We start from the raw sequence: 22,755 nt of genomic DNA on the forward strand, positions 1-22,755 counted from the left end.
GCGTGCGGGCCGGGCTCCTATACTCGCGCGTCCCTCCGCGGAGCCCGACGTGGCCACTGCACACCCGTCCATCGCGCGCGATCCGCGCGATGAACTCTTCGGACACCCCAAGGGCGTCTACGTCTGCTTCTTCACGGAGATGTGGGAGCGCTTTTCCTTCTACGGAATGAAGGCGCTCCTGCTGCTTTACCTCCTGCAGCACCACCGTTTCGGCGACCGCTCCGGGCTGGACGTGCTGGGCGCGTACGGCGGCCTGGTGTATTGCCTGCCGGTGGTCGGCGGGCTGCTTGCCGACCGCTTCCTCGGCATGCGCAAGGCGGTGGTGTTCGGTGGCCTGCTGCTGGTCGCGGGGCATCTGGGCATGGCGGTGGAAGGCCACGCCGCCTCCGTGCAGGGCGGCACGGTGGTGCGCGATGAGAGTGCGCTACGCGTGTTCTACCTGTCGCTGGCGCTGATCATCCTGGGCGTGGGATTCCTGAAGCCGAACATCTCGACCATCGTCGGCCGCCTGTACCCCGACAACGATCCCCGCCGCGACTCGGGCTTCTCGCTCTTCTACGCCGGCATCAACCTGGGCGCCCTGTTCGCCTCGCTGGTATGCGGCTACCTCGGCGAGACGCTGGGCTGGCGCTGGGGCTTCGGCGCCGCCGGAATCGGCATGCTGCTGGGTCTGGCGCAGTTCCTGTGGGGACAGAAGTACCTGCACGGGCATGCAGAACCACCGGATCCCGCCCGCCTGCGCGAACGCGTGTTCGGCTTGCCGCGAGAATGGGCGATCTACGTCGGTGCGCTGCTGGCGCTGGCACCCATCGCCTCGCTGATGTGGGCAGTGGCCAACGGCCGCTTCGCGCTGGGCGGCGAAATCTCGCTCGCGCTGCTGCTGATGATCCTGGTGATGCTGGCAGTGCTGGGATGGTTCGCGTGGTTCGTCACCGCGCGCTGCACGCGCGTGCAACGCCAGCAGATGATCGCGCTGATGGCGCTGATCTTCATGGCGCTGGTGTTCTTCACGTTGTACGAGCAGACCTATGGCTCGTGGGTGACCTTCACCGACCGCATGCTGACGAAGGACGTGTTCCCTTCGCTGGTGATCCGCGAAGGCACGCCGTGGCCGTGGTCGACGGTCTCGCTGCTGCTGGCGCCGCTGGCGTTCGTCGCAGCGGCGCGCCTGTCCGATCGCCGTCCCGACTCGCCCATGCCGAAGGTGCTGTTCGCCGGCGCGGTGCTGGTGATGCTGGTGTTCCTGCTGCGCGATTGCGTCGTGCTGCCGCAGACCGCCGGCTCGCTGACATACCTGGGCGCGTTGTTCCTGGTATTGCTGGCGCCGCTGTTCGCGCGGCTGTGGGACGCGCTGGACCGGCGCGGGATGGATCCATCGAAGCCGGTGAAATCGTCGCTGGGCCTGCTCTTCGCCGGCCTGAGCTTCGTGCCGCTGGCCTGGGCCGCCGAACAGGCCGGTGTAACCGGCACGATGGCAAGCGTGTGGTGGCTGGTGCTTGCGTACCTCGTGCTGGAAATCGGCGAGATGTGCCTGGCGCCCGTAGGTCTTGCCGCAGTGACGCAGCTCAGCGTGAAGCACGTCGTCAGCCTGATGATGGGAACCTGGTTCCTCGCCACCGCCTTCTCGGAAACGCTGGCGGCATTGTTCGGCAAGCTCGCCGCGCTGGAGGTGCCCGAAGGGGCCGCCCTCGATTTCGCCGCGGCTGGCGGCACCTACGCCCACCTGTTCTGGCTGATGACGTGGATCGGCGTAGGTTGGGCCGTACTCGCCTTCGCGATGGCTCCGATGCTGCGGCGGATGATGCATGGGGTGAAGTGAGGCACTCACCTTTCATGCAGCAAAGAAAAACGGCGCCGTTGCGGGCGCCGTTTTCTTCTGCTCGAACGTGGCTATTACTTCGCCGTCTTGTCGCCGCCGCCACCGCTCTTCGCCACCGATCCGCCCAGGCTGCGCGACAGGAACGCGAGCAGGCGCGAATAAAATTCCTGGCGTCGCTCCGGCTTGTAGAAGCCGTGGCCCTCGGTGTCGTAGTACAGCGTTTCGACCGGGACGCCCGCTTCGCGCAGCGCGTGCTCCATCATCCGCGTGTGCTGGATCGGCGCGCGCTCGTCCTCGCCACCGGCGGCCAGGAACACCGGCACCTTGATGCGGTTGGCCATTCGCGTGGGCGATACCGCGTCGAGCTTGTCCTTCGGCCCCAGCCACTCGCGCAGGTAGGTCTCGCCCGAACCGCGCTCCTGGATGTCGCCGGTGGTGTGCATCATCGGCAGGTCGTACACGCCCACGTAGCCGGCGGCGCACTTGTACAGGTCCGGTTCCTTGGCTGCCCCCATCAATGCCGCGTAGCCGCCGTAGCTGGCGCCGTAGATGCAGATGCGTGCCGGATCGGCGGCGCCCTGCTGCACCGCCCAGCGCGTCGCATCGGTGACGTCGTCCTGCATCGTGCCGCCCCACTCGCGCTTGCCGGCGGCGACGAACGCCTCGCCGTAGCCGCCCGACCCGCGATAGTTGACCTGCAGCACCGCATAACCCGCATCGGCGAGCATCTGCACCTCGGGATCGAAAGCCCACTGGTCGCGAACGCCATAGGGTCCGCCGTGCGGCATGACCACCATCGGCAACTTGCGGCCGTCCGAGCCCTTCGGCGTGGTCAGATAACCGTGCAATGGCAACCCGTCGCGCGCGGTCAGCTTGATCGGCTTCGTTGGCGACAGTTGCTCCGGATCGAACCAGTCGCGGCGGCTCAGCACGTGCTGCGCCTTTTTCGACTGTGTATCGAACAGATAGAAGTCGCCGGGGTTGCGGTCGCTCCACACCTCGACCAGTGCTTCACGGCCATCGGCGGTCTGCGACGTGATGCGTACGGGACCGCCGAATGCGGCCTCCAGGCTGCGGTAGGTGCGGGCCTCCAGCGAGGTCGCATCGAAGAACGCCGTACGCGGAATCCCGGCCTCGAAGAACGCGCCGACCGGGATCGAAGTGCCGTTGCGATAGATGATCCGCGCGGGATCGGCCGCCTCGTCGCGCAGCACCTGGGTGCGCGTGCCACTGGCGACGTCGAACGCAACAATCGCGTCGGGCCCGCGGTCCTGTCCGACCTGGAGATACGCGATCCTGTCGTCGGCCGAGAAGCCGATCGGCAACTCGCTGCGACGGGTGACGCTCTCGTCGTTGATCAACTGCCACTCGACGCCGTCGCCCGTGCGGTAGTAGAGCTTCTGGCGCAGATCGGTACCTGACCCGAAGGCGAAGCGCACCACGCCCTGGTTGTCGGTCGCGAAGCCGGCGTTGCGTAGCGGTGCGCGTGCCACGGTGGCGCGCCGGCCGTTGTACACGTCCATCCGCTCGGCGCGGGTGAACGGGTCGGCACTGAATGCACCCACCGCGATCACCACGTTCTTGTCGTCAGCCGGCAGGGTGTCGACCAGATCGGCCCAGATCCGCTCGGCCTTCTTGGTCTTGATGTTGCTGCCCAGCCCTTCGGTCACACGCTGGCCGACCAGCATCTCGCGCTTGCTGCCATTGGCGTTGGTGCCGTAGAGCTCGCCGAGCAGCCGCGGCTGGTCCAGCGCGCCGACCTTCTCGGCCAGCGTCGCCAGCACGCGCTCCGGGTTGACCCACCAGAAGTCCCAGACCAGCGTGTTGGGACCGCCGGTGAGGTTGGCCGTGATCGTGTTATCGGACCTGCGCATGACCAGCAGGTTGGCGCGGTTGTCGATGCGAACGGTGGCGGCCAGGTAATCGCCGTTGGGCGAGATCTTCAGGTCGTCGAAACGATCGACCTTTACATAGGCGCTGACGTCGACATCGCCGGCAACGGCCGGCGCGGCAACGAGCGCCAGGGCCAGCAGCGTGGCCCGAGCGGTGAACTTCATCCCTGTTTTCCCCTGGTGATGCGACGGTGGTCGAGCGGCGTCGCCGGTCGACCAGGCGCAGCTTATCCGAAGCTGCGCCGCGTATCAGGGCTGGTTCGGCTGCAGCGTGCGGCGCAGCGCGTTGCGCCAAGCGGGGAGTTCGACGCAGTATTCGGCTCGCAGGCGGGTTGTATCGAGCACCGAATACGTCGGACGCGCGGCGCGCGTGGGGTATTCGTGCGTGGCGATCGGCGTAACGCGCGGTGCACGTGCAATGAGGCCAGCCGCGAGACCTTCTTCGAAGATCGCTTCGGCAAAGCCATGCCAGGTCGTTTCGCCGTCCGCCACCAGATGGCGGACGCCAGACTCCACGATGCCCTGCGTGATGATCGACGCGGTCACGTCCGCGATCAGCCAGGCAGGAGTCGGACAACCGCGCTGGTCGGCGACCACGCGCAGCTCGTCGCGCTCGGTGCCGACCCGCAGCATGGTGCGAAGGAAGTTGTGCCCGTGCAGCCCGTACACCCAGGCCGTGCGCAGGATCAGATGCCGCGCGCCGCTGGCGGCGATGGCCTCTTCGCCCACGAGCTTGCTGCGGCCGTAAACGCCCAGCGGATCGGTCGGATCGGTTTCGCGATAGGGGCGCGTTCCCCGACCGTCAAATACGTAGTCCGTGGAGTAATGCACCAGCGGAATGCGGAGCGCTGCACAGGTGTCGGCGAGTCGCCCCGGAGCCTCGGCGTTGGCGCGAAACGCTGCCTCGACGTCGTCTTCCGCACGATCCACCGCGGTGTAGGCCGCGGCATTGATCACGATGTCGGGCTGCACGCGCTGGACCAGCTGCGCGATGGTGTCGAGCTCCGTCAGGTCCAGGCGCTCGCAGACGGAGCCGTCATCCAGCAACCCGCTGCGCGTCGTAGCGATGACTTCACCCACCGGCTCCAGGCTGCGCAGCAGCGCATGTCCGACCTGCCCGTTGGCACCGACGACCAGCAGCCTCATGGAACGTAGACCGGCAGCCGCTCTTCCGGGACCTCGTCGAGGAACGGCGCCCGCGCGTCCTTGTCCGACAGCGCAACATCGCTGATCGGCCAGTCGATCGCCAGCTGTGCATCGTTCCAGCGGATGCCGGCGTCGGCCGCGGCGTCATAGGTGGCGGTGCACAGGTAACTGAATATCGAACGTTCGCTCAGGGTCACGAACCCGTGGGCGAAGCCTTCCGGGATCCAGAGTTGGCGCTTGTTTTCCGAGCTCAGGATCGCTGCAGTCCACCGACCGAATGTCGGCGAACCACGGCGGATGTCCACCGCCACGTCCCAGACTTCACCATCGAGGACGGAGACGAGCTTGCCTTGGGGCTTGGGCCACTGGTAGTGCAGACCCCGAAGCACGCGATGTTTCGAGAGGGAGACGTTGCCCTGCCTGAACACCGGGACGGAGCCGAGTGCGGACAGCCGATCGTCGTTGAACGCTTCAAAGAAGAAACCACGATCGTCAGCGAAGACACGAGGCTCGAGGATGAGACATCCGGGCAGGCCCGTCTCGATCACTTTCACGGCAGGCGCCCCCGCTCGACAAGACCCCGCAGGTACTCTCCGTAGCCGTTCTTGGCGAGCGGACGGGCGAGTCCCAGCAGGTGTGCGCTGTCGATCCATCCCTGGCCCCATGCGATTTCTTCGGGGCAGCAAACGCGCAAGCCTTGCCGTGTTTCAATCGTCGCGATGTAGTTCGACGCCTCCAGCAGCGATTGATGCGTACCCGTGTCCAGCCAGGCATAGCCGCGGCCGAGTTGCTCGAGGTGCAGCGAGCCTTCGTCGAGGTATCGACGATTGAGGTCGGTGATTTCCAGTTCGCCACGCTCGGACGGCTTGAGTTCGGCGGCGAAATCGCTGGCACGACCGTCGTAGAAGTACAGGCCGGTCACCGCGTAATTGGAGCGCGGCACGGCCGGCTTCTCTTCCAGGCCGATCACTCTGCCCTTGTCGTCGAATTCCGCAACGCCATAGCGCTCCGGATCGCGTACCCAGTAACCGAACACGGTTGCCCCATGATCGCGCGAGGCCGCGCGCTTGAGCATCGCTGTGAGACCCGGCCCGTGGAAGATGTTGTCGCCCAGCACCAGGCAGCTGGGTTGGCCGCCGACGAAGTCGCGACCGATCAGGTAGGCCTGCGCGAGCCCATCGGGGCTGGGCTGCACCGCGTACTCGATCTGCATGCCCCACTTCGAGCCATCGCCCAACAGGGCACGGAACAATGCCTGCTCGTGAGGCGTGTTGATGATCAGCACTTCACGAATGCCCGCCAGCATCAGCACGCTGAGCGGGTAGTAGATCATCGGCTTGTCGTAGACCGGCAGCAGTTGCTTGCTGACGCCCTGCGTGATCGGGTACAGGCGGGTGCCGGATCCGCCGGCGAGGATGATGCCCTTGCGGTTCATGGTCGTCCTTGGCGAAGAGGTCAAGCGGCCTGGCCGATGCGCTCGAGGCGATAGCTGCCATCCAGCACGCGTTGTACCCACGGCTGGTTGGCCAGATACCAGTCGATCGTCTGCGCGATGCCTTCCTCGAAGGTCAGCGATGGCGACCAGCCGAGTTCGCTCTGCAGTTTCGAGGCGTCGATTGCATAGCGACGGTCGTGACCCGGGCGATCCGCAACGAAGGTGATCAGCGATTCGCGCGCACGACCATCCGCCAGCGGACGACGCTCGTCGAGCAGGCGGCAGATGGTCCTGACCACGACGATGTTCTCGCGCTCGGCGTCTCCGCCGACGTTGTACGTTTCACCGACGCGTCCTGCTTCGAGCACGCGACGGATCGCGGCACAGTGGTCGCCCACGTACAGCCAGTCGCGGACGTTGCGCCCGTCGCCATAGACCGGCAGAGACTCTCCAGCCAGTGCCTTGGCAATGATCAGCGGGATCAGCTTCTCGGGGAACTGGTACGGCCCGTAGTTGTTCGAACAGTTGGTCGTGAGGACCGGAAAGCCGTAGGTATGGTGGAAGGCGCGAACCAGATGGTCGGAAGCCGCCTTCGACGCCGAGTACGGCGAATTGGGAGCATAGGGCGTCTGTTCGGTGAACTTGCCGGTTTCTCCGAGCGTGCCGTACACCTCGTCCGTGGACACGTGCAGGAACCGGAATGCTTCCCGGCCGGCCGCATCGAGCGATTTCCAGTAGTCGCGGGTCCTTTCCAGCAGGTTCAGCGTGCCTACGACGTTCGTGTGGACGAAGGCCGCGGGGCCGTCGATCGAGCGGTCCACGTGACTTTCCGCGGCGAAGTTGATCACCGCATCGGGCCGATGTTCACGCAGCAAGGTCTCGACGAGGGCGGCATCACCGATGTCACCCTTGACGAAGACGTGGTTCGCGTCGCCCTGGAGGGGTTGCAGTGTGTCCAGATTGCCCGCGTAGGTCAGCGCGTCGAGATTGACGACCTTGATTCCGCGGCGGACCGCATCGAGCACGAAATTGCCGCCAATGAAACCGGCTCCGCCGGTGACTAGCCAGGTGGGCACTAGAAAACTCCAGGTGTATTAAGGCAGCGCAAGGCCGCTCAGAACGGAATATCGTCGTCCGCGAAATCGTCGGCGAAGCTGCTCGACTTGGCAGGCGGGGCCTCGCGTCGCGCAGCCGACTCCTGGCGCATCGGCGGACGCGAAGGACGCTCGGCGCGATCACCGCCGCCGCGGTACTCGCCGCGACCACCGCCTTCACCGCCCGGACGGCCGCCGAGCATCTGCATTTCGTCGGCGATGATGTCGGTGGAGTAGCGCTCCACGCCGTCCTGGCCGGTGTACTTGTCGTAGCGGATCGACCCCTCGACGTACACCTGGCTGCCCTTGCGCAGGTACTCGCCGGCGATCTCGCCGAGCTTGCCGAAGAAGGTCACCCGGTGCCACTCGGTGCGCTCCTGCTGGTTGCCGTCGCGGTCCTTGCGCACGCTGGTGGTGGCAAGCCGGGCCTTGGTCACGGCCATGCCGCCCTGGGTGTACTTGGTTTCGGGATCGTCGCCAAGATTGCCGACCAGGATCACCTTGTTGATGCCGCGTGCCATGGGTTGTGCCTGCCCCTCTCTTAGGAATGCAATGTGTGTGGAATGCGCCAGCCACGGCGGCGCTGGAAAAACGCGTGGGACGCCGAATCATAGCAGCCGGCTTGCGCCGGACGGCGCCGGCCAAGGGTTGCTGCCCAAGTCGCCCCGCTCAGGCGGCGATGCCGCTCTCGATGCTCTGGCCCAGGCGCCGGTTCAAGGCCAGCAGCATGTCCGCCTTGACCTGGGCGCGGGGCGCCGTGGCGGCGTAGGCATCGCAGGCGTAGCTGAACAGGTCGGCGAGCAAGGCGCCGAACTCCGCTGGATCGCCGCGCAGTTCGGGGCGCAGGCTCATGTGCAGGCTCCGGTCGACGGCCCATAGGCGGAGGATTTCGAACGCCGCCGGGTCGGCATGCGCAGCCTGCGGAATCTCGAGTTCCTCGATCGGCGTCACCGCGGCTCCCTCCGACCGCGCGACCCAAGAGATGTCGCCTTGCGTGCCGATGACAATGCCGGCACCGCTACAGCTTCTGCTGCCGTCGGCCGGACCGCGCCAAGTTCCTTCAGCAGATCGTCCAGTGCGGCGGCCACCCGTTCGCATCCGGCATGAGGGCCGGCGATGACGGCGAGGTGCGCGTCGAGTGCACGCGCCACGGCACGGAGCACGGCGGCGCGGTGGATGCCGTCCAGCGCTCGTAGCCTGGACTCGATGAGGTGGACATGCCGGCGTCCCGGCCATGCCGGGATGGCGATGGGAGGTGTCGATCCTTCTGCACCGGCCTTGCGCGTGCGCATGCAACTTTCCGTCGTTCGCTGGATGGATCGCCAGCCTGTTGACGCACCGGTGGGGTGTACATCGGAACTGTCCGAAACGCTTCGCGCAGTGGCCGGCTTGCGGCCGCCCGTATAATCCAGAGCCCCTCCGACGGCGTGTTCCCATGCAATCCAGTCCGACGACCCTGGCCGTACCCGACCTGGCCGCCATCCAGGACCTGGCGCGGCGGGACATGGCGGCGGTCGACGCGCTGATCCGCCGTCGTCTCGCATCGGACGTGGTGCTGATCAACCAGGTGGCCGAATACATCGTCGGGGCCGGCGGCAAGCGGCTGCGGCCGATGCTGCTGCTGTTGGCCACCGGCGCCCTCGGTGGTCGCAACGGCGCGGGGATCGGCGAAGACGCGCACCAGCTCGCGGCCGTGGTGGAGTTCATCCACACCGCGACCTTGCTGCACGACGACGTGGTGGACGAATCGGACCTGCGCCGCGGCCGCAAGACCGCCAACGCGGTGTGGGGCAACGCCGCCAGCGTGCTGGTCGGCGATTTCCTGTATTCACGCAGCTTCCAGCTGATGGTCGAACTGGAGCGCATGCAGGTCATGCAGATCCTGGCCGACACCACCAACCGCATCGCCGAAGGCGAGGTGCTGCAGTTGCTGCACGTGCGCAACCCGGATACGGACGAGGCCGCATACCTGCGCGTGATCGAGCGCAAGACCGCGGTCCTGTTCGCCGCCGCGACGCAGTTGGGCGCGCTGCTGGCCGATGCGGACGAGCGCACCTGCGACGCGCTGCACGATTACGGCCTGAACCTCGGCTATGCATTCCAGATCGCCGACGACGTGCTCGACTACGCATCGGACGCGGCGACTCTGGGGAAGAACCTGGGCGACGACCTGGCCGAGGGCAAGGCCACGCTGCCGCTGATCCACGCGATCTCGCACAGTGACGAAACCACCCGTTCACGGCTGCGCAGCGCCGTGGAAACCGGCGATACCACTGCCCTGCCCGACGTACTGGCCGCGATCCACGCCAGCGGCGGGCTCGATTACAGCCGCCGTCGCGCGCAGGAATACGCGCAGGTCGCCGAACAGGCACTCGATGGTTTGGAAGAGAACGACTACACGCTGGCGCTGCGCGGCCTGGCGCGATACGCAGTCAGCCGCGACCACTGATGCCTGCCAGGCGCCGATAGGCCCGGCCAGCGCCACTCACTTCGCGGCGAATCGCTCGCGGAAGAAGTCCGACATCATCTCGTAGGCGCGTTTGGCCGCACGTTCGTTGTAGACGCAACCCGGCGGGTTGTTGGCGTCTGCCTCGGCGAAGCAATGCACGGCACCACTGAAGTTGACGAACTGCCAGTCTGCTCCGGCGGCATCCATTTCCTTTTCGAATGCGGCGATGTCCTCGTCGCTGATGCCCCGGTCGTCGGCACCGTTGAGCACCAGCACCGGCGTACGCGCCGCGTCGTCCTTCGCAGGCAGCGGCGTCGCGAGGCCGCCATGGAAGCTGACCACACCGGCCAGTTCGCTGCCGCCGCGGACCAGTTCCAGCGCCGTGGTGCCGCCGAAGCAGAACCCGAAAGCGCCAATCTTCGAGCCCTCCAGGGGTGCCTTGCCGGCCTGCTCCTTCAACACCGCGACGGCCTTCTCGATACGCGCGCGCAGCAGCGGCCGGTTGCCGCGCAGCGGCTCGGCGACCTTGCCCGCTTCCTCGTCGTTCCTCGGGCGGATCTTGCTGCCGTAGACATCGGCGATCAGCACGACGTAGTCGTCGCCGGCAATGCGCTTGGCCTTCTCGATGGCGGAGGGATTGATGCCCTGCCAGTTGGGAACCATCACCAGGCCCGGGCGCTTGATGGCGTTGGTGTCGTCGTAGACCAGCACGCCGGTGAAGCGGTCGTTGCCGATGGTCCAGTCGACCGGCTTGTCCACCATCGCGGCGGTGGCCGGCAGCGCGCACACGGACAGCATTGCGGAAAGCAGCAGGCGTTTCATCACGGTTCTCCCCCAGGCATCGTGACCAGCGTTGGCCGCGCAGCCTACGCCGGGCCTGTCGGCAGGGCGTGAACTACGCGATCCCGAGGCCCGGTATCGTACTGATCATCTCCGGGTCGAAGCCCGCCAGTTCCGCGAAATGCCGGCCACGGGCAACGTAGTCGCGATACGTGCCGAAGCTGGGTGCCCCCGGCGACAGGAGCACGACCCCCTCGCCCCCAAGTGCTTCACGTGCCTGCCGCATCGCATCCGCAAGGTCGGTGGCTTGTGCGAGATGGAAGGAACCCTGTGCAGCGACCGGCGCCAGCAATGCATGGATGCGCGGCCCGTTCTGCCCCATGGTGATCACCGCGGCGGGCGCATGCACACGCATGGCTTCGGCGAAGTCTTCCCATGGCAGGCCGCGGTCGTGCCCACCGACCAGCAGTGCGACGCGACGGCCCGCGAAGCAGTCGAGCGCGGCCAGGCTGGCGTGTGGGGTCGTGCTGATGGAGTCGTTGACGTAGGTGATGCTGTCACGCGCGCCCAGCGTCTGCAGGCGGTGCGGCAGCGGCCGGAACGATGCCGCATGCGGTGCCAGCGAAGCTGCATCCAGCCCCAGCGCCTCGATCGCGGTGAGCACCGCGCACAGGTTGCCGCGGTTGTGCCGACCCGGAAGCGGCAACGGCCGCGTGTCCATCACGAACGTGTCGCCGCGATGCAGATCGTCGCCGCGCAGGTGCCATCCCGCGGCGTCGCCGAACCAGCGCACCTCGCTCTCGCCCTTGGCAATCAGCTCCGCGCCTACCGATGCGAGGCGACCGTCGGCCGCGTTGAGCACCGCGATGCGCGGCCGCGCCTGCGTCAGCAGCCGCAGCTTGTCTTCTATGTACTGCTCGTGCGAACCGTGCCAGTCCAGATGTTCGGGAAAGAGGTTGAGCGCGACCGCGACCTGCGGCCGCACACCGCTCGCCGCAACGTCGCCGGTCTGGTAGCTCGACAGCTCGATCGCCCAGAACTCCGGTGCAGGCGACGGTTCCAGCACTTCCAGCAAGGGCAATCCGATATTGCCGGCCAGGCCAGTTACATGTCCGCCGGCGCGCAGCAGGTGCGCAAGCAGGGCCGTGGTCGTGCTCTTGCCCTTGGTGCCTGTCACACAGATCGCGTTCGGCACCACGCCGACGGTGTCCGCGTGTTCGCCGAACCACAGTGCCGTGCCGCCGACGAAACGCGTGCCACGCGCGGCGGCGACCTGCGCTTCGGGCTTGTACGGGCTGATGCCCGGCGACTTCACCACTACGTCGAACGCGGCGAGCCGTTCGCCAGTCGCCTCGAGTTCGACGGCAAGCAGCGGGTCGCCGAACGATGAGGCTTCGCGAGCCTCATCGGTGGAACAGAACAGCGTCAGCGGCAGCGCGGGCAGCCGCGACCTGATCGCACCGTAGGCGGCCCGGCCTTCGCGGCCCCAGCCCCACAGCGCAACCTTGTGTCCCTCAAGCTGCGAAATGCGCACGCAGGCGTTCCCACAGTGCGGCCGGGATGCGATGTTCGTCGTCGATCTGCAGCAGAGGCTCGATGCGCAGTTCGTCTGCGATCAGCTGCGGGCGGATCTCGCGCGCGAAGCGTTCGACCAGCGCGTCCTCGCGCCATTCGGGGCGATCGGCCAGCGCGGCCATCGCGGCACGCGATTCGCGCCCTTCGCCGACGCATTCGAACGGTTTGTGGTCCTGGAATTCCAGCAGCGCATCGAAGCCGGCTGTCTGCGCCGGATCGTCGAGCAGGTTGCGGCCGAAGATGCCCATCAGGCGCGGCTTGGGCATGAACGGCGCCAGCGCCAGGAACACGAAGTGGCACTTCGGGCACACGCCGCACCAGCGGCTGGCCGGACGTTCGCCGAGGATGTGGAAATTGCGGTTGCAGCTGGAGAAATGCGCGTCGTAGCGATCGGTGCGGGCGAACTGCCGCGCCACCGCCAGTTCGCTCAACGGACGCAACAGCGAGTAGTAGTGCAGGTCGGCGGCGACCTCGCGCTGCACGTACTCGCCGAACGCCTGCTCGCAGGCCCAGCCCTTGGACCACTGGTGGTTGACCTCGCCCGCGCCCGGGATGATCGAGCCATAGCTCGCCGAGCGCTCGTTGGAGAACACGACCTGGTCCACGCCCAGCAGTACGGCGGCGAACACCATGATCGCCGAGTTCAGCACGGTGACGGGGATATGCCCGTTCCACGCGCCTTCGCGGTTGTAGTCGAACAGTTGCGGCGCGAGTGCGCGGCCGAGATTGAGCGTTGGCAGACCCGTGCGCTCGGCGCAGGCGCGGATCAGCTGCGAACCGCCGATCCAGGTGACGGTCTGGTCGATGCCCAGCGCGCGCAGCGCCTCGATGCTGACCAGCGAATCCTTGCCGCCACCGATGGCCACCAGCGCATGGTGGCGCAGGCCCAGCGACGGCGCCGCGTCGCGCTGCGCCTGCCCGACCGGGAACCTGATCCGGCCGTGCAGGTTCAGCCCGTTGCGATAGGCGAACTCGCCCAGTCCGTTGACGTAGAGCAGCTCCATCAGCGCCGCGGTCTCCGCATCGATCGCGTACGAGTCGATGCGGATATCTTCCGGAACGGCGGCCTTGTAATAGCTGACGCCCGCGATCAGGTGCAGCAGTTGCAGCGCGCGTTGCGCCGCCTGCCCGCGTTCGCCATCCAGCACGAACGGCGCGCCGGGCACGGTGATGGTCTCCACCAGTTCCGGGCCGTCGTCGAAGGCGTATGCCAGCTCCGCCACGCCCGTGGCCGCATCGAAACCGCACCGTACGAAACGGAAGGTCCGGATCTGGTCGCGTTTGAATTTCCAGTCGCTCATTTCATGTTTCGCATGAGGCGGGCCGGAGCCCGCCGTGATGGATTGTCCGCTTGGACGCCCAAAGCCGTTTACAGCACGTCCTCGACCGGTAGCGCGCGCAGGTTGTACGTATTGGCCATCGCCATGCCGTAGGCGCCCGCATCAGCCACCAGCACCACATCGCCTTCGGTCGTGTCCGCCGGCAGCGTGCGTCCGCGGCCGATGACGTCACTGCTTTCGCAGATCGGACCGACCACGTCGAAGGTCGCGGTCTCGCCGTCGCCCAGGCGCGTCAGGTTGAAGATGCCGTGGTAGGCCTCGTACATGGCCGGGCGCATCAGCGCGTTCATGCCTGCGTCGCAGCCGATGCGGCGCATGCTGTCCTTCTCGACGGTCTGTGTCACCGACAGCAGCAGTGCACCGCTTTCCGCGACCAGGTAGCGACCAGGCTCGATCACCAGGCCATAACGCGGATAGGCGGACTTGATCTCCTCCAGCCCCGAGCGCCACAGCGTGAGGTCGAACTCGGGCGCCTCGGGCGTGTACGGGATCGGCAGGCCGCCACCGATGTCGATGGTCTCGATGGTGCCGATGTTGTCGGCCAATCCGGCCAATTGCGCGTACACGCCGCGCCAGTGACGCGGATCCTCGATGCCGCTGCCCAGGTGCGCGTGGAGGCCGCTGATGCGGATATCGAGCTTGCGCGCCTCTTCCACGAACGCGTCGAATCGCGTCATCGGCAGGCCGAACTTCGCCGCGACGCCACCGGTACGCACCTTCTCGTGATGGCCATCGCCGCGGCCCAGGTCGATGCGCAGCCATAGCGTGCGGCCGCGGAAGACTTCCGGCCAGCGCTGCAGCGCCTCGATGTTGTCCAGCGTGACGATGACCCCGCGCGCGAACGCCGCCTCGTACTCGCGTCGCGGGGCGAAGCTGGGCGTGAACAGCACGCGTCCCGGCGCGAGGTCCGGCACCGTGGCGAACACGTGCTCGAACTCGCCCTGCGACACGCACTCCAGGCCGAAGCCCTCGCCCGCCAGCGTCCGCAGGATTTCCGGATGCGAATTGGCCTTGATCGCGTAGAAGCAACGGTCCACGGCCGTCGTGCCGCTGAGCGAACGCGCGCGCTCGCGTACCGTTGCCAGGTCGTAGACGTAACGCGGCGTGCCCTGTGCAGCCAGCGCGAGCAGGTCGTTTCGACGTGCGCGCCACCATGCCGGCGCACGCTGCGGTGCGCCGTGCGCGATCTCGCGCCAGCTCGGGCCGAACACAGTCGCATCGCGCACCGGCATGGCGCGCGAGCGGATCAGCTCCGCGTGCAGGTGCGGCAGCAGGCCGTCGGCGTCCGCCTCGTCGATCACGAAGGTCAGGTTGAGGTCGTTGGACGATTGCGAGATCAGGTGCACGCGTTCGCGGCCGAACGTCGCCCAGATGTCGCTGAGGCGATGCAGCAGCGAACGCATGCCGCGACCGACCAGCGTGATCGCCGCGCACGGGGCGATGACCTTCACCCGGCACACTTCGGCCAGGTCGGCGCTCAGCGCCTCCAGCACGTTGGTGGTGACCAGGTTCTCGCTGGGGTCCAGCGACACGGTGACGTTGGTTTCCGACGAGCCGATCAGGTCGATCGACAGGCCGTGGCGCTTGAAGCGCTCGAACACGTCGGCCAGGAAGCCCACCTGCTGCCACATACCGATGCTTTCCATCGACACCAGCACGATGCCGTTGCGACGGCTGATGGCCTTCACACCCGGCACGGTCGCAGCCGTGGCGTCGATGCTGGTGCCCGGCAGGTCGGAGCGCTCGGTGTCGAGGATCGCCATCGGCACGCCGGCGTCGCGGCATGGCGCGATCGAACGCGGATGCAGCACCTTCGCACCGGTGGTGGCGATTTCCTGCGCTTCGGCGTAATGCAGGCGGGTGAGCAGGCGCGCCTCGGGCACGTCGCGCGGATTGGCGCTGAACATGCCGGGCACGTCCGTCCAGATCTCTACGCGTTGCGCCTTCAGCAATGCGCCGAAGTACGCAGCCGACGTATCCGAACCACCGCGGCCCAGGATCGCCGTCCCGCCGTCGCCATGGCGCGCGATGAAACCCTGCGTGATCAGCATCGGCGCGGGCTGCGCGGAAAAGCGTTCGACGAACGTGTCGCCGTCCAGCCTGCAGTTCACCGAGAGCCGCTGCGACCACGCACTGGCGTTGGGCAGCGAGACCGCATCCAGCCAGTCGCGCGCGTCGCACCAGCCGAAGTCGTGCCCCTGGCTGCGCAGGTAGGCCGCGCCCAGCGTCGACGACAGCAGTTCGCCCTGGGCCAGCACTTCGGCCTGCCAGTCGAGCGGACGCGACGATGCGCGCGCATCGCACGCCAGCGCCTGCAGCGCGGCCAGGCGTTCGACCAGCACCTGGTCGGCATCGAGGCCGAGTTCGCCGCAGAACGAACGGTGCCGTTCGACCAGCGCGGCGATGCGCGCGTCGACGTCGTCGCCGTTCGCGATCGCCTGCAGTTCGTTGGTGACGCCTGACAGCGCCGATACCACCACGAGTACACGCACGCCGTCGTCGGCCATGCGTTTTCCGGCGAGGCGTCCGATGGTGTCCCAACGGTTGCGGCGAGACACGGATGTGCCGCCGAACTTGAGTACTACCCAGCGATTCGCTTGCGCCACCGCAACTGTCCTCTCGTGATGATCTTCGGTGATGGTGTGATGAGGGATGGATCGGTCGTTACGACTGCAACCGTATGGGCAAGGAGCCCGCACGGAACCTTAGAATGGCCCGCTTGCGCCTCGCGACGCCGGAATGCGTCCACAAAGAGCGCAATTCTAGTCGAATAATCCCCTCGGACCCCCGCCGAATGACGCCTCGCCGCTACCTGCAACTGGATGTGTTCGCCGACCGGCCCGGAGCCGGCAACCCGCTGGCCGTGGTGCTCGATGCGCAGGGGCTGGACGACGCCCGCATGCAGGCCATCGCCCGTTGGACGCGCCTGCCGGAAACGACCTTCGTGTTTCCGCCGGAAAACGCGGGCGCCAGCTACCGGATCCGCATGTTCAGCCCGCGCCGGGAGGTACCCTTCGCCGGTCATCCCAGCGTCGGCACGGCGCATGTGGTGCTGGAGGCCGGCCTGGCGGAGCCGCGCGACGGCGTGCTGCTGCAGGAAGGACTTGCAGGCACCCTGCCGCTGGCGATCCATGGCGAAGGCGCCACCCGGACGATCGCGGTGCGCACGCCACGCGCGCGGGTGGTCGAGGTGGCCGAAACCGGCGACGCGAGGCTGGCAGACGCGCTGCGGACGCTGGAACCCGGGGCCCTGCCGCCGGCGCTGATGGACGGTGGACGCCGCTGGTGGCTGGCCGAGGTGGCGAGCGAAGCCGCCCTGCGTGAAGCGGAACCGGACTGGGACGCCTTCGCGCACCTGGCCGAAGCGACCGAAACCATGGGGCTGTGCGCGTTCGCGCGCGCCGATGCCGGGCAGGATTACGACCTGGTGGTCCGCGCCTTTGTCGGCGCCCCGGCCCGCTTCGAAGACGCCGCATCGGGCGCCGCCAACGCCACGCTGGCGGCGTGGCTGCACCACAACCACGCCCTGCCCGGCCGCGACGGCCGCTACACGGTCAGCCAGGGTCGCGAAGTCGGCTTCGACGCGCGCCTGCAGCTGCGCGTGGATGCCGACGGCGAGGTCTGGTCGGGCGGCCGCGTGTGCAACGTGGTGCGCGGCACGATCGACTGGCCCTGAATCGACGGGCCGCAGCGGAATCGTTACTCCGGCCGGACGTCCACGCGGACGCGGATGCGGTCGCCCGGGTGGTAGTTGGTGCGCGTGGTGTAGGTGCGGCCGGCGTATTCGTACGTCACGTCATACGCGTTGACGGCGCGGTCGCCGGGGTAGCGGTCGCTGGAGTAATAGCCGTCTCCCTCGTACACCGGATCGCAGACGCGCACCGAGCCCACGCGCTCGCGTCGGCTCTGCTCGTAGATCTGGCGGCCCGCCATGCCGCCGACCATCGAGCCGACGGCGGATGTCGCGTAGCGCGCACTGCCTCCGCCGATCTGGCTGCCGACCGCGGCGCCGACGATGCCGCCCACGATCGTCGCCATGGTCCGGCCACCTTCCGTGCCGCCGCTGCTGCGGCCGTATTCGCCGGAGCCGTAATAGCCATCGTCACGACGGTAGTAGCCGTCGTCGCCGACGTAGGTCGGGCGCTCGTAGCAACGCTGGCCGCCGCCGGTCGAATACGAATCGAATACCGGGTCCACGCGGACGACGCGCGCGTAGTCGCTGCTGCTGGTGGCGCCGTAGCGCGGATACGACTGCGCGGAGGCAGTGCCCGCGGATACGGCCAGTGCCACCGCAACGGGAACGGCGAGCAGACGATTCATGGAAGTACTCCCGCGCCGGAGTGGCGTGCCGGCATCGTCCGTCCGGCGCTGGCAATGGCTGCTGAATCCTGCCGTTCATCAACCGCCTGCGCGGACGACATTCACCCCCGCGACAGCCAGCCGGCCGCGCGCGTTGCGATGTCGGACGCATCCCGGCCCAGCAGGGGGCCGACGTGGCTACCCGGCACGCGCCAGGACTCGAGTCCCCACGCCTCCGCCATGCGGGTCGCAACATCCGCAGGCACGTCTTCGTCGTCGGCCGACACGATGCAGAGCGTCCGGCAGGTCGGCGAGGACAGCGCCACGCCGGCGTGGGCTCCACGTAGGACGCGGCCGGACTCGTCCCGCCAGTGCCGGAACGCGAACAGCGCCGTCGCATCGTCGGAATCCGGCAAGGAACGGCGCGTGGACGGCAGCCGCGCATTACGCCGCCATGGAACGACGTCGTCCCAGCTTCGTGCTGGCAGGTCGACGGACCACGGCGCGGGCGGCAGGGGATTCACCAGCACGAGGGCGTCGGCCTCGTCGGCGCATGCCAGCGCGAGCAGACCGCCGAGGCTGGCACCGATGAGCGCACGAGGGCGCGGCATCGCCGTGACGGCCGACCGTACCTGCCCCGCGTAATGCCCGAACGTGGTGGCGGCCAGACCTTCTTGCACGGGCTCCAGGTCCGGTGCGAACACGTCGATGCCGTGCGCCCGGAACACCCCGCGCCACACGTTCCACTCCCAGCCGCCGCCACCGGCGCCGTGCACCAGCACGGCCGACGCGATGCTCATGGACGGCAAGCCGCTCAGCCCTGAAGCGTTGCCGCCAACGTCACGGGAACGGACAGCGCGCGCGAGATCACGCAGCCGGCCTTGGCCGTCTCGGCAAACTGCTTGAACTGCGCCTCGTCCGTGCCGGGCACCTTGGCGCTGACGATCAGGTGCACGCCGGTGATGGTCGGGCCCGGGTCCATGCCCGGTTCCATCGTCACCTCCGCCCGCGTCTGGATCCGCTCGGGCGTGACGCCTGCCTTGCCCATCACGGCCGACAGGGCCATCGAAAAGCAGCCCGCGTGCGCGGCGGCGAGCAGTTCTTCCGGGTTGGTGCCCTTCTCGTCGCCGAAGCGGGTCTTGAAGGAGTAGTTCTGGTCGGCGAACAGTCCGCTCTGCGGGGTACTCATGCTGCCCTTGCCGGCCTGCAGGTCGCCCTGCCAGACCGCTTCGGCGAAACGCTTGAAGGCCATGTCGCCACTCCGTCGATGTGAAGGGCGGCCAGACTAGCGCGGCCGGTGTTAGGTGGGCATGTGGATTCGTGCCTTTGCCCTGCGGCGGACCGTTCGTCTTCACGACGAAAAACTCGCGGGAATGCCGGCTTTCACGCGCCGCGGCTTGACCACCCTCCCCCCTTGCGCGAGGCTTGCGCTCCCGGCGCCAGCCGGTACCCGCCATGACCGCCCGCCGAGCGCCCAACGCTCCGGCGCCGAAGCGCGGACAGCCATGACGGCCTCTTCGACCCTCTCCCGGGAGAAACGGCCTCATGTCGTACAGCACAGCCCAGATCCGCAACGTGGCCCTGGCAGGCCACCCCGGCGCCGGCAAAACCACGTTGTTCGAAGCCCTGCTGCAGGCCGGCGGCGCAATCCAGACGGCAGGCACCATCGAACGCGGCAACACCGTGTCCGACTTCGATCCGATGGAGAAGCAGCGCGGCCATTCGCTCGATGCCGCCATCGCGTCCATCGACCACGCCGGCATCCACGTCAACCTGATCGACACACCCGGCTATCCCGATTTCCGCGGGCCGGCGCTCTCCGCGCTGGGTGCGGTGGAGACCGTGGTGGTCGTGGTCGATGCCGATAGCGGCGTGGAATATGGCACGCGCCGGATGATGGAGTACGCGCGCGGCCGCAACTTGTGCCGCGCCATCGTGATCAACAAGATCGACCACGCCGGCGCATCGCCCGACGGCGTGCTGGCCGACCTGCGCGAGGCATTCGGCCCCGAGTGCCTGCCGCTCAACCTGCCGGCCGATGGCGGTGCACGTGTCGTCGACTGCCTGGCCTCGCCCGATGGCGACAGCGACCTGGGCCCGGTCGCCGACTGGCACCAGAAGATCATCGACCAGATCGTCGAGATCAACGAGACCGTGATGGAGCATTACCTCGACGTGGGCGAGGATGGACTGTCCGGCGAGGAGCTCCACGACGCGTTCGAGCAGTGCCTGCGCGAAGGCCACCTGGTGCCAGTGCTGTTCTGCTCCGCACGCAGCGGCGTCGGGATAAAGGAACTGCTCGACGTGGCCGAGCGCTGGTTCCCCAATCCGGCCGAGGCCAATGCGCCGCCGTTCGAGAAGGGGCCGGAGAAGCAGCGCATCGAAGCCGTGCCCGATGCGAAAGCGCACGTGGTGGCGGACGTCTTCAAGATCGTCAACGACCCCTTTGTCGGCAAGCTCGGCATCTTCCGCGTGTACCAAGGGACGGTGAAGAAGGACACGCAGCTGTTCATCGACGACGGCAAGAAGCCGTTCAAGGTGGGCCACCTGTTCAAGCTCAAGGGCAAGGAGCACATCGAGGTGGAGCAGGCGATTCCCGGCGACATCGCCGCGGTAGCCAAGGTCGAGGAATTGCACTTCGACGCGGTGCTGCATGACAGCCATGACGAGGACCAGATCCACCTGGCGCCACTGGACTTCCCCAAGCCGATGTTCGGCCTGGCGGTGGAAGCCGCCAGCAAGGGCCAGGAGCAGAAGCTGGCCACGGCGCTGCACAAGCTGGCCGAGGAAGACCCGTGCTTCGTCGTCGAACACGAGGTGGAAACCAACGAGACCGTGATCCGCGGCCTGTCCGACCTGCATCTGCGCCTCAACCTGGAACGCCTGAAGGAACGCTACGGCGTGGAAGTGACCTCGCGTCCGCCGCGCATCGCCTATCGCGAGACGGTGAGCGGCAAGGCCGAAGGCCATCATCGCCACAAGAAGCAGACCGGCGGCGCGGGCCAGTTCGGCGAGGTGTTCCTGCGCATCGAACCGTTGCCGCGCGGCGGCGGGTTCGAGTTCGTCGACGAGGTGAAGGGCGGCACCATTCCCGGGCAGTTCATGCCGGCGGTGGAGAAAGGCGTGCGCCAGGTCCTGCGCAGCGGCGCGGTGGCGGGCTACCCAATCCAGGACGTGCGCGTGGTCGTGTACGACGGCAAGCACCACCCGGTGGACAGCAAGGAGGTCGCGTTCGTCGCGGCCGGCAAGAAGGCGTTCCTAGATGCCATCAGCCGGGCGCGGCCACAGGTGCTGGAGCCCATCGTCGAGCTGGAAGTAAGTGCGCCCGAACAGCACATGGGCGATGTGAGCGGCGGCCTGGCCTCCAAGCGCGCGCGCATCAGCGGCACCGACAGCGTGCGCGGCAGCGAGATCGTCGTGCGGGCGCAGGTACCGCTGTCCGAGCTGGAAGGCTACGCGGCCGAGCTGAAATCGGTGACCGCAGGGCGCGGTCGGTACTCGCTGGACTTCAGCCACTACGAGCCGGTTCCCTCCAACGTGCAGCAGAAGCTGGTCGAGGCCTACAAGCCCAGGCCCGAAGAGGACTGAGCAAAAGGCGCCGGCGCGGAATTGCGCCGGCTTCACGCGGGCCTGCGCAAGCTGCTCCCAGGCAAAAGGGAGCGGCCCATGCGATCGCGCTTACGGAGTTTCATCATCGCGCTGGTGTTGGCGCCGATCTGTGCTTCCGCCATCGCGCAGCAGGGCCCCAACGCCAGCCGTTCCATCCCCGCCTTCAACCGGCCGGGCGGGTTTCCCGATCCAGCCCTGCGCGTGGAATACCTGTACGCCGAACAGGCGCCGCCGATGATGGTGCGGGTGGGACCCAATGCGTTCGAGCCGATGTACCGCCGCGTCGGCGACAGCTACGTGCCGGCGCGCGCCGCCGGCTACCGCATCGCGATGGAGAGCTGCCCTTCGAGGACCGTTCCGGGCGACCCGCGCACCCGCATGATCGACCTGGCCACCGCCGAGTGGGCGTACTTCGGCATGCCGGTGCTGGACCTGGCGTCGGAACCGGCCACCATCGTGCCGCGCATGCCGCAACCTTCCGGGGTGGTCGACATCATCTCGCCGGCGAGCAACGCCTCCATCGGCAGCCGCGTACTGCGCCAGGCGCCGCGCCTCGGCCTGACGGAGGACGACGAGGCCGTGAGCGCGACCATCGCCGGCTACTGGGCGGCGACCGGCAGCGAAGAAGCGATGCGTGTGCAGAGCATCGTCAACTACGGCTGGCAGGGAGCGGGTTGGGCGATGCCGTGGTCGGCCGCCTTCATTTCGTGGCTGGCGTGCGAGGCCGGGCTGTCGACGTCGCAGTTCCGGCGCAGCGGCGGGCACATCGACTACGTACGAGCCGCCGTGCGCGCCCGGGACGGTCAGGATCCGGGGCATCTGTTCGTCGCCTACGACCTGCACGAAGCGACGCCTGCCGCCGGCGACCTGCTGTGCACCGCGCGCGCCGACAGCACCTTCGCCTCCATCGCCGACGTGCGCACCGGCAACAGCGATTCAACCGCGCTGCATTGCGACCTGGTGGTCAAGATCGATGCCGACAAGCGACGGCTGTACGCCATCGGCGGCAACGTCAACCACGCGGTCACGCTGTCGGTGATCGCGACCGATGCGAAAGGCCGGCCGCTGACCGACCGGGACATCATCGGTGCGCATCGCTGGTTCGCGGTACTCAAACCGCGTACGGTCGGCAACGTCGCGCACGACCTGGACGGCACGCCAACCGTGCAGGCGCTCTATCGCGATTACGCGCGTTATGCCAGCGCGAAGCGGGCCCCTGCGCCGTTGCCGCTGCAGCCGCGTGGTCGGCCAGCTTCCAGCCCGAAGAAGCCGGCGGCGGACGCGAAATCGCCCTGAGGCAGAACACAACATCGTGCC

General features: G+C 67.6%; 20 protein-coding genes. 5 read left to right on the forward strand and 15 right to left on the reverse strand.

Features of this window, described 5'->3' with window-relative positions; translation table 11 throughout:
* The first annotated feature begins 49 nt into the window (after positions 1-49).
* Complete coding sequence (locus VFE83_RS06325) at positions 50-1,819, forward strand: oligopeptide:H+ symporter (RefSeq protein ID WP_324904203.1); 1,770 nt, start codon at positions 50-52, stop codon at positions 1,817-1,819.
* Between the two features lie 74 nt (positions 1,820-1,893).
* On the opposite strand, the gene VFE83_RS06330 is transcribed toward VFE83_RS06325, so the two are convergent.
* The 8 genes from VFE83_RS06330 to VFE83_RS06365 form a co-directional block, all read right to left on the reverse strand.
* On the reverse strand, positions 1,894-3,876 hold the full coding sequence (locus VFE83_RS06330; RefSeq protein WP_324904205.1) for a S9 family peptidase: 1,983 nt from the start codon (positions 3,874-3,876) through the stop codon (positions 1,894-1,896).
* Positions 3,877-3,960: 84 nt separating this feature from the next.
* Positions 3,961-4,857, reverse strand: coding sequence for a dTDP-4-dehydrorhamnose reductase (gene rfbD, locus VFE83_RS06335; RefSeq protein WP_324904207.1), 897 nt, complete (start codon positions 4,855-4,857; stop codon positions 3,961-3,963).
* Entirely contained in the window at positions 4,854-5,411 is a 558-nt protein-coding gene (rfbC, locus tag VFE83_RS06340) for a dTDP-4-dehydrorhamnose 3,5-epimerase (protein ID WP_324904209.1), read from the reverse strand. Before rfbC ends, rfbD begins: the two co-directional genes overlap by 4 nt.
* On the reverse strand, positions 5,408-6,292 hold the full coding sequence (rfbA, locus tag VFE83_RS06345; RefSeq protein ID WP_324904211.1) for a glucose-1-phosphate thymidylyltransferase RfbA: 885 nt from the start codon (positions 6,290-6,292) through the stop codon (positions 5,408-5,410). The genes rfbC and rfbA overlap by 4 nt, the downstream gene beginning before the upstream one ends.
* Before the next feature lie 20 nt (positions 6,293-6,312).
* Positions 6,313-7,368, reverse strand: a complete 1,056-nt coding sequence (gene rfbB / locus VFE83_RS06350) for a dTDP-glucose 4,6-dehydratase (RefSeq protein WP_324904213.1) — start codon at positions 7,366-7,368, stop codon at positions 6,313-6,315.
* Positions 7,369-7,406: 38 nt separating this feature from the next.
* Positions 7,407-7,907 carry a single-stranded DNA-binding protein gene (ssb, locus tag VFE83_RS06355; RefSeq protein WP_324904215.1) on the reverse strand — a complete coding sequence of 167 codons (501 nt, stop codon included), beginning with the start codon at positions 7,905-7,907 and terminating at the stop codon, positions 7,407-7,409.
* Positions 7,908-8,055: 148 nt separating this feature from the next.
* The gene (locus VFE83_RS06360; RefSeq protein ID WP_324904217.1) at positions 8,056-8,337 is read right to left on the reverse strand and encodes a DUF5076 domain-containing protein; all 282 of its coding nucleotides are present in this window, start codon (positions 8,335-8,337) and stop codon (positions 8,056-8,058) included.
* On the reverse strand, positions 8,334-8,678 hold the full coding sequence (locus VFE83_RS06365) for a hypothetical protein (protein ID WP_324904219.1): 345 nt from the start codon (positions 8,676-8,678) through the stop codon (positions 8,334-8,336). Before VFE83_RS06365 ends, VFE83_RS06360 begins: the two co-directional genes overlap by 4 nt.
* A gap of 143 nt (positions 8,679-8,821) precedes the next feature.
* Between VFE83_RS06365 and VFE83_RS06370 the strand changes: the two genes are divergently transcribed.
* Positions 8,822-9,835 carry a polyprenyl synthetase family protein gene (locus VFE83_RS06370; RefSeq protein ID WP_324904221.1) on the forward strand — a complete coding sequence of 338 codons (1,014 nt, stop codon included), beginning with the start codon at positions 8,822-8,824 and terminating at the stop codon, positions 9,833-9,835.
* A 36-nt stretch (positions 9,836-9,871) separates the two neighbouring features.
* Here the strand turns inward: VFE83_RS06370 and VFE83_RS06375 are convergent, their stop codons facing one another.
* The 4 genes from VFE83_RS06375 to VFE83_RS06390 form a co-directional block, all read right to left on the reverse strand.
* Positions 9,872-10,657: a dienelactone hydrolase family protein gene (locus tag VFE83_RS06375; protein WP_324904223.1), complete on the reverse strand. Its 786-nt coding sequence runs from the start codon at positions 10,655-10,657 to the stop codon at positions 9,872-9,874.
* Between the two features lie 73 nt (positions 10,658-10,730).
* Positions 10,731-12,149: a UDP-N-acetylmuramoyl-L-alanine--D-glutamate ligase gene (gene murD, locus VFE83_RS06380; RefSeq protein ID WP_324904224.1), complete on the reverse strand. Its 1,419-nt coding sequence runs from the start codon at positions 12,147-12,149 to the stop codon at positions 10,731-10,733.
* Positions 12,130-13,491, reverse strand: coding sequence for a UDP-N-acetyl-alpha-D-muramoyl-L-alanyl-L-glutamate epimerase (gene murL / locus VFE83_RS06385; RefSeq protein WP_324904226.1), 1,362 nt, complete (start codon positions 13,489-13,491; stop codon positions 12,130-12,132). The genes murD and murL overlap by 20 nt, the downstream gene beginning before the upstream one ends.
* A gap of 68 nt (positions 13,492-13,559) precedes the next feature.
* The gene (locus VFE83_RS06390) at positions 13,560-16,136 is read right to left on the reverse strand and encodes a bifunctional aspartate kinase/diaminopimelate decarboxylase (protein WP_324904228.1); all 2,577 of its coding nucleotides are present in this window, start codon (positions 16,134-16,136) and stop codon (positions 13,560-13,562) included.
* 188 nt (positions 16,137-16,324) lie between these two features.
* Between VFE83_RS06390 and VFE83_RS06395 the strand changes: the two genes are divergently transcribed.
* Positions 16,325-17,206, forward strand: a complete 882-nt coding sequence (locus VFE83_RS06395) for a PhzF family phenazine biosynthesis protein (protein ID WP_324904230.1) — start codon at positions 16,325-16,327, stop codon at positions 17,204-17,206.
* A gap of 23 nt (positions 17,207-17,229) precedes the next feature.
* On the opposite strand, the gene VFE83_RS06400 is transcribed toward VFE83_RS06395, so the two are convergent.
* The 3 genes from VFE83_RS06400 to VFE83_RS06410 form a co-directional block, all read right to left on the reverse strand.
* Positions 17,230-17,850 (reverse strand): glycine zipper 2TM domain-containing protein, encoded by a 621-nt coding sequence (locus tag VFE83_RS06400; protein WP_324904232.1) that lies wholly within the window; start codon positions 17,848-17,850, stop codon positions 17,230-17,232.
* A 101-nt stretch (positions 17,851-17,951) separates the two neighbouring features.
* Positions 17,952-18,629, reverse strand: coding sequence for an alpha/beta hydrolase (locus VFE83_RS06405; protein ID WP_324904234.1), 678 nt, complete (start codon positions 18,627-18,629; stop codon positions 17,952-17,954).
* A 14-nt stretch (positions 18,630-18,643) separates the two neighbouring features.
* The gene (locus tag VFE83_RS06410) at positions 18,644-19,081 is read right to left on the reverse strand and encodes an OsmC family protein (protein ID WP_324904236.1); all 438 of its coding nucleotides are present in this window, start codon (positions 19,079-19,081) and stop codon (positions 18,644-18,646) included.
* A 293-nt stretch (positions 19,082-19,374) separates the two neighbouring features.
* On the opposite strand from VFE83_RS06410, the gene fusA reads away from it, so the two are divergent.
* Both fusA and VFE83_RS06420 read left to right on the forward strand, forming a co-directional pair.
* On the forward strand, positions 19,375-21,417 hold the full coding sequence (gene fusA, locus VFE83_RS06415; RefSeq protein WP_324904238.1) for an elongation factor G: 2,043 nt from the start codon (positions 19,375-19,377) through the stop codon (positions 21,415-21,417).
* A gap of 78 nt (positions 21,418-21,495) precedes the next feature.
* The gene (locus tag VFE83_RS06420) at positions 21,496-22,734 is read left to right on the forward strand and encodes a DUF2272 domain-containing protein (protein WP_324904240.1); all 1,239 of its coding nucleotides are present in this window, start codon (positions 21,496-21,498) and stop codon (positions 22,732-22,734) included.
* The last annotated feature ends 21 nt before the right edge of the window (positions 22,735-22,755 follow it).

Source organism: Lysobacter sp. (genome assembly GCF_035655815.1).
Taxonomy (GTDB): Bacteria; Pseudomonadota; Gammaproteobacteria; order Xanthomonadales; family Xanthomonadaceae; genus Lysobacter_J.

What these genes read in the sequence shown, in the direction of transcription:
- VFE83_RS06395 (WP_324904230.1), top strand. Translation starts at nt 16,325, where the DNA reads ATGACGCCTCGCCGCTACCTGCAACTGGATGTGTTCGCCGACCGGCCC.
- VFE83_RS06375 (WP_324904223.1), bottom strand. Translation starts at nt 10,657, where the DNA reads ATGAAACGCCTGCTGCTTTCCGCAATGCTGTCCGTGTGCGCGCTGCCG.
- VFE83_RS06420 (WP_324904240.1), top strand. Translation starts at nt 21,496, where the DNA reads ATGCGATCGCGCTTACGGAGTTTCATCATCGCGCTGGTGTTGGCGCCG.
- rfbD (WP_324904207.1), bottom strand. Translation starts at nt 4,857, where the DNA reads ATGAGGCTGCTGGTCGTCGGTGCCAACGGGCAGGTCGGACATGCGCTG.
- VFE83_RS06400 (WP_324904232.1), bottom strand. Translation starts at nt 17,850, where the DNA reads ATGAATCGTCTGCTCGCCGTTCCCGTTGCGGTGGCACTGGCCGTATCC.
- ssb (WP_324904215.1), bottom strand. Translation starts at nt 7,907, where the DNA reads ATGGCACGCGGCATCAACAAGGTGATCCTGGTCGGCAATCTTGGCGAC.
- VFE83_RS06330 (WP_324904205.1), bottom strand. Translation starts at nt 3,876, where the DNA reads ATGAAGTTCACCGCTCGGGCCACGCTGCTGGCCCTGGCGCTCGTTGCC.
- VFE83_RS06365 (WP_324904219.1), bottom strand. Translation starts at nt 8,678, where the DNA reads ATGCGCACGCGCAAGGCCGGTGCAGAAGGATCGACACCTCCCATCGCC.
- VFE83_RS06410 (WP_324904236.1), bottom strand. Translation starts at nt 19,081, where the DNA reads ATGGCCTTCAAGCGTTTCGCCGAAGCGGTCTGGCAGGGCGACCTGCAG.
- VFE83_RS06405 (WP_324904234.1), bottom strand. Translation starts at nt 18,629, where the DNA reads ATGAGCATCGCGTCGGCCGTGCTGGTGCACGGCGCCGGTGGCGGCGGC.
- fusA (WP_324904238.1), top strand. Translation starts at nt 19,375, where the DNA reads ATGTCGTACAGCACAGCCCAGATCCGCAACGTGGCCCTGGCAGGCCAC.
- VFE83_RS06370 (WP_324904221.1), top strand. Translation starts at nt 8,822, where the DNA reads ATGCAATCCAGTCCGACGACCCTGGCCGTACCCGACCTGGCCGCCATC.
- rfbA (WP_324904211.1), bottom strand. Translation starts at nt 6,292, where the DNA reads ATGAACCGCAAGGGCATCATCCTCGCCGGCGGATCCGGCACCCGCCTG.
- murL (WP_324904226.1), bottom strand. Translation starts at nt 13,491, where the DNA reads ATGAGCGACTGGAAATTCAAACGCGACCAGATCCGGACCTTCCGTTTC.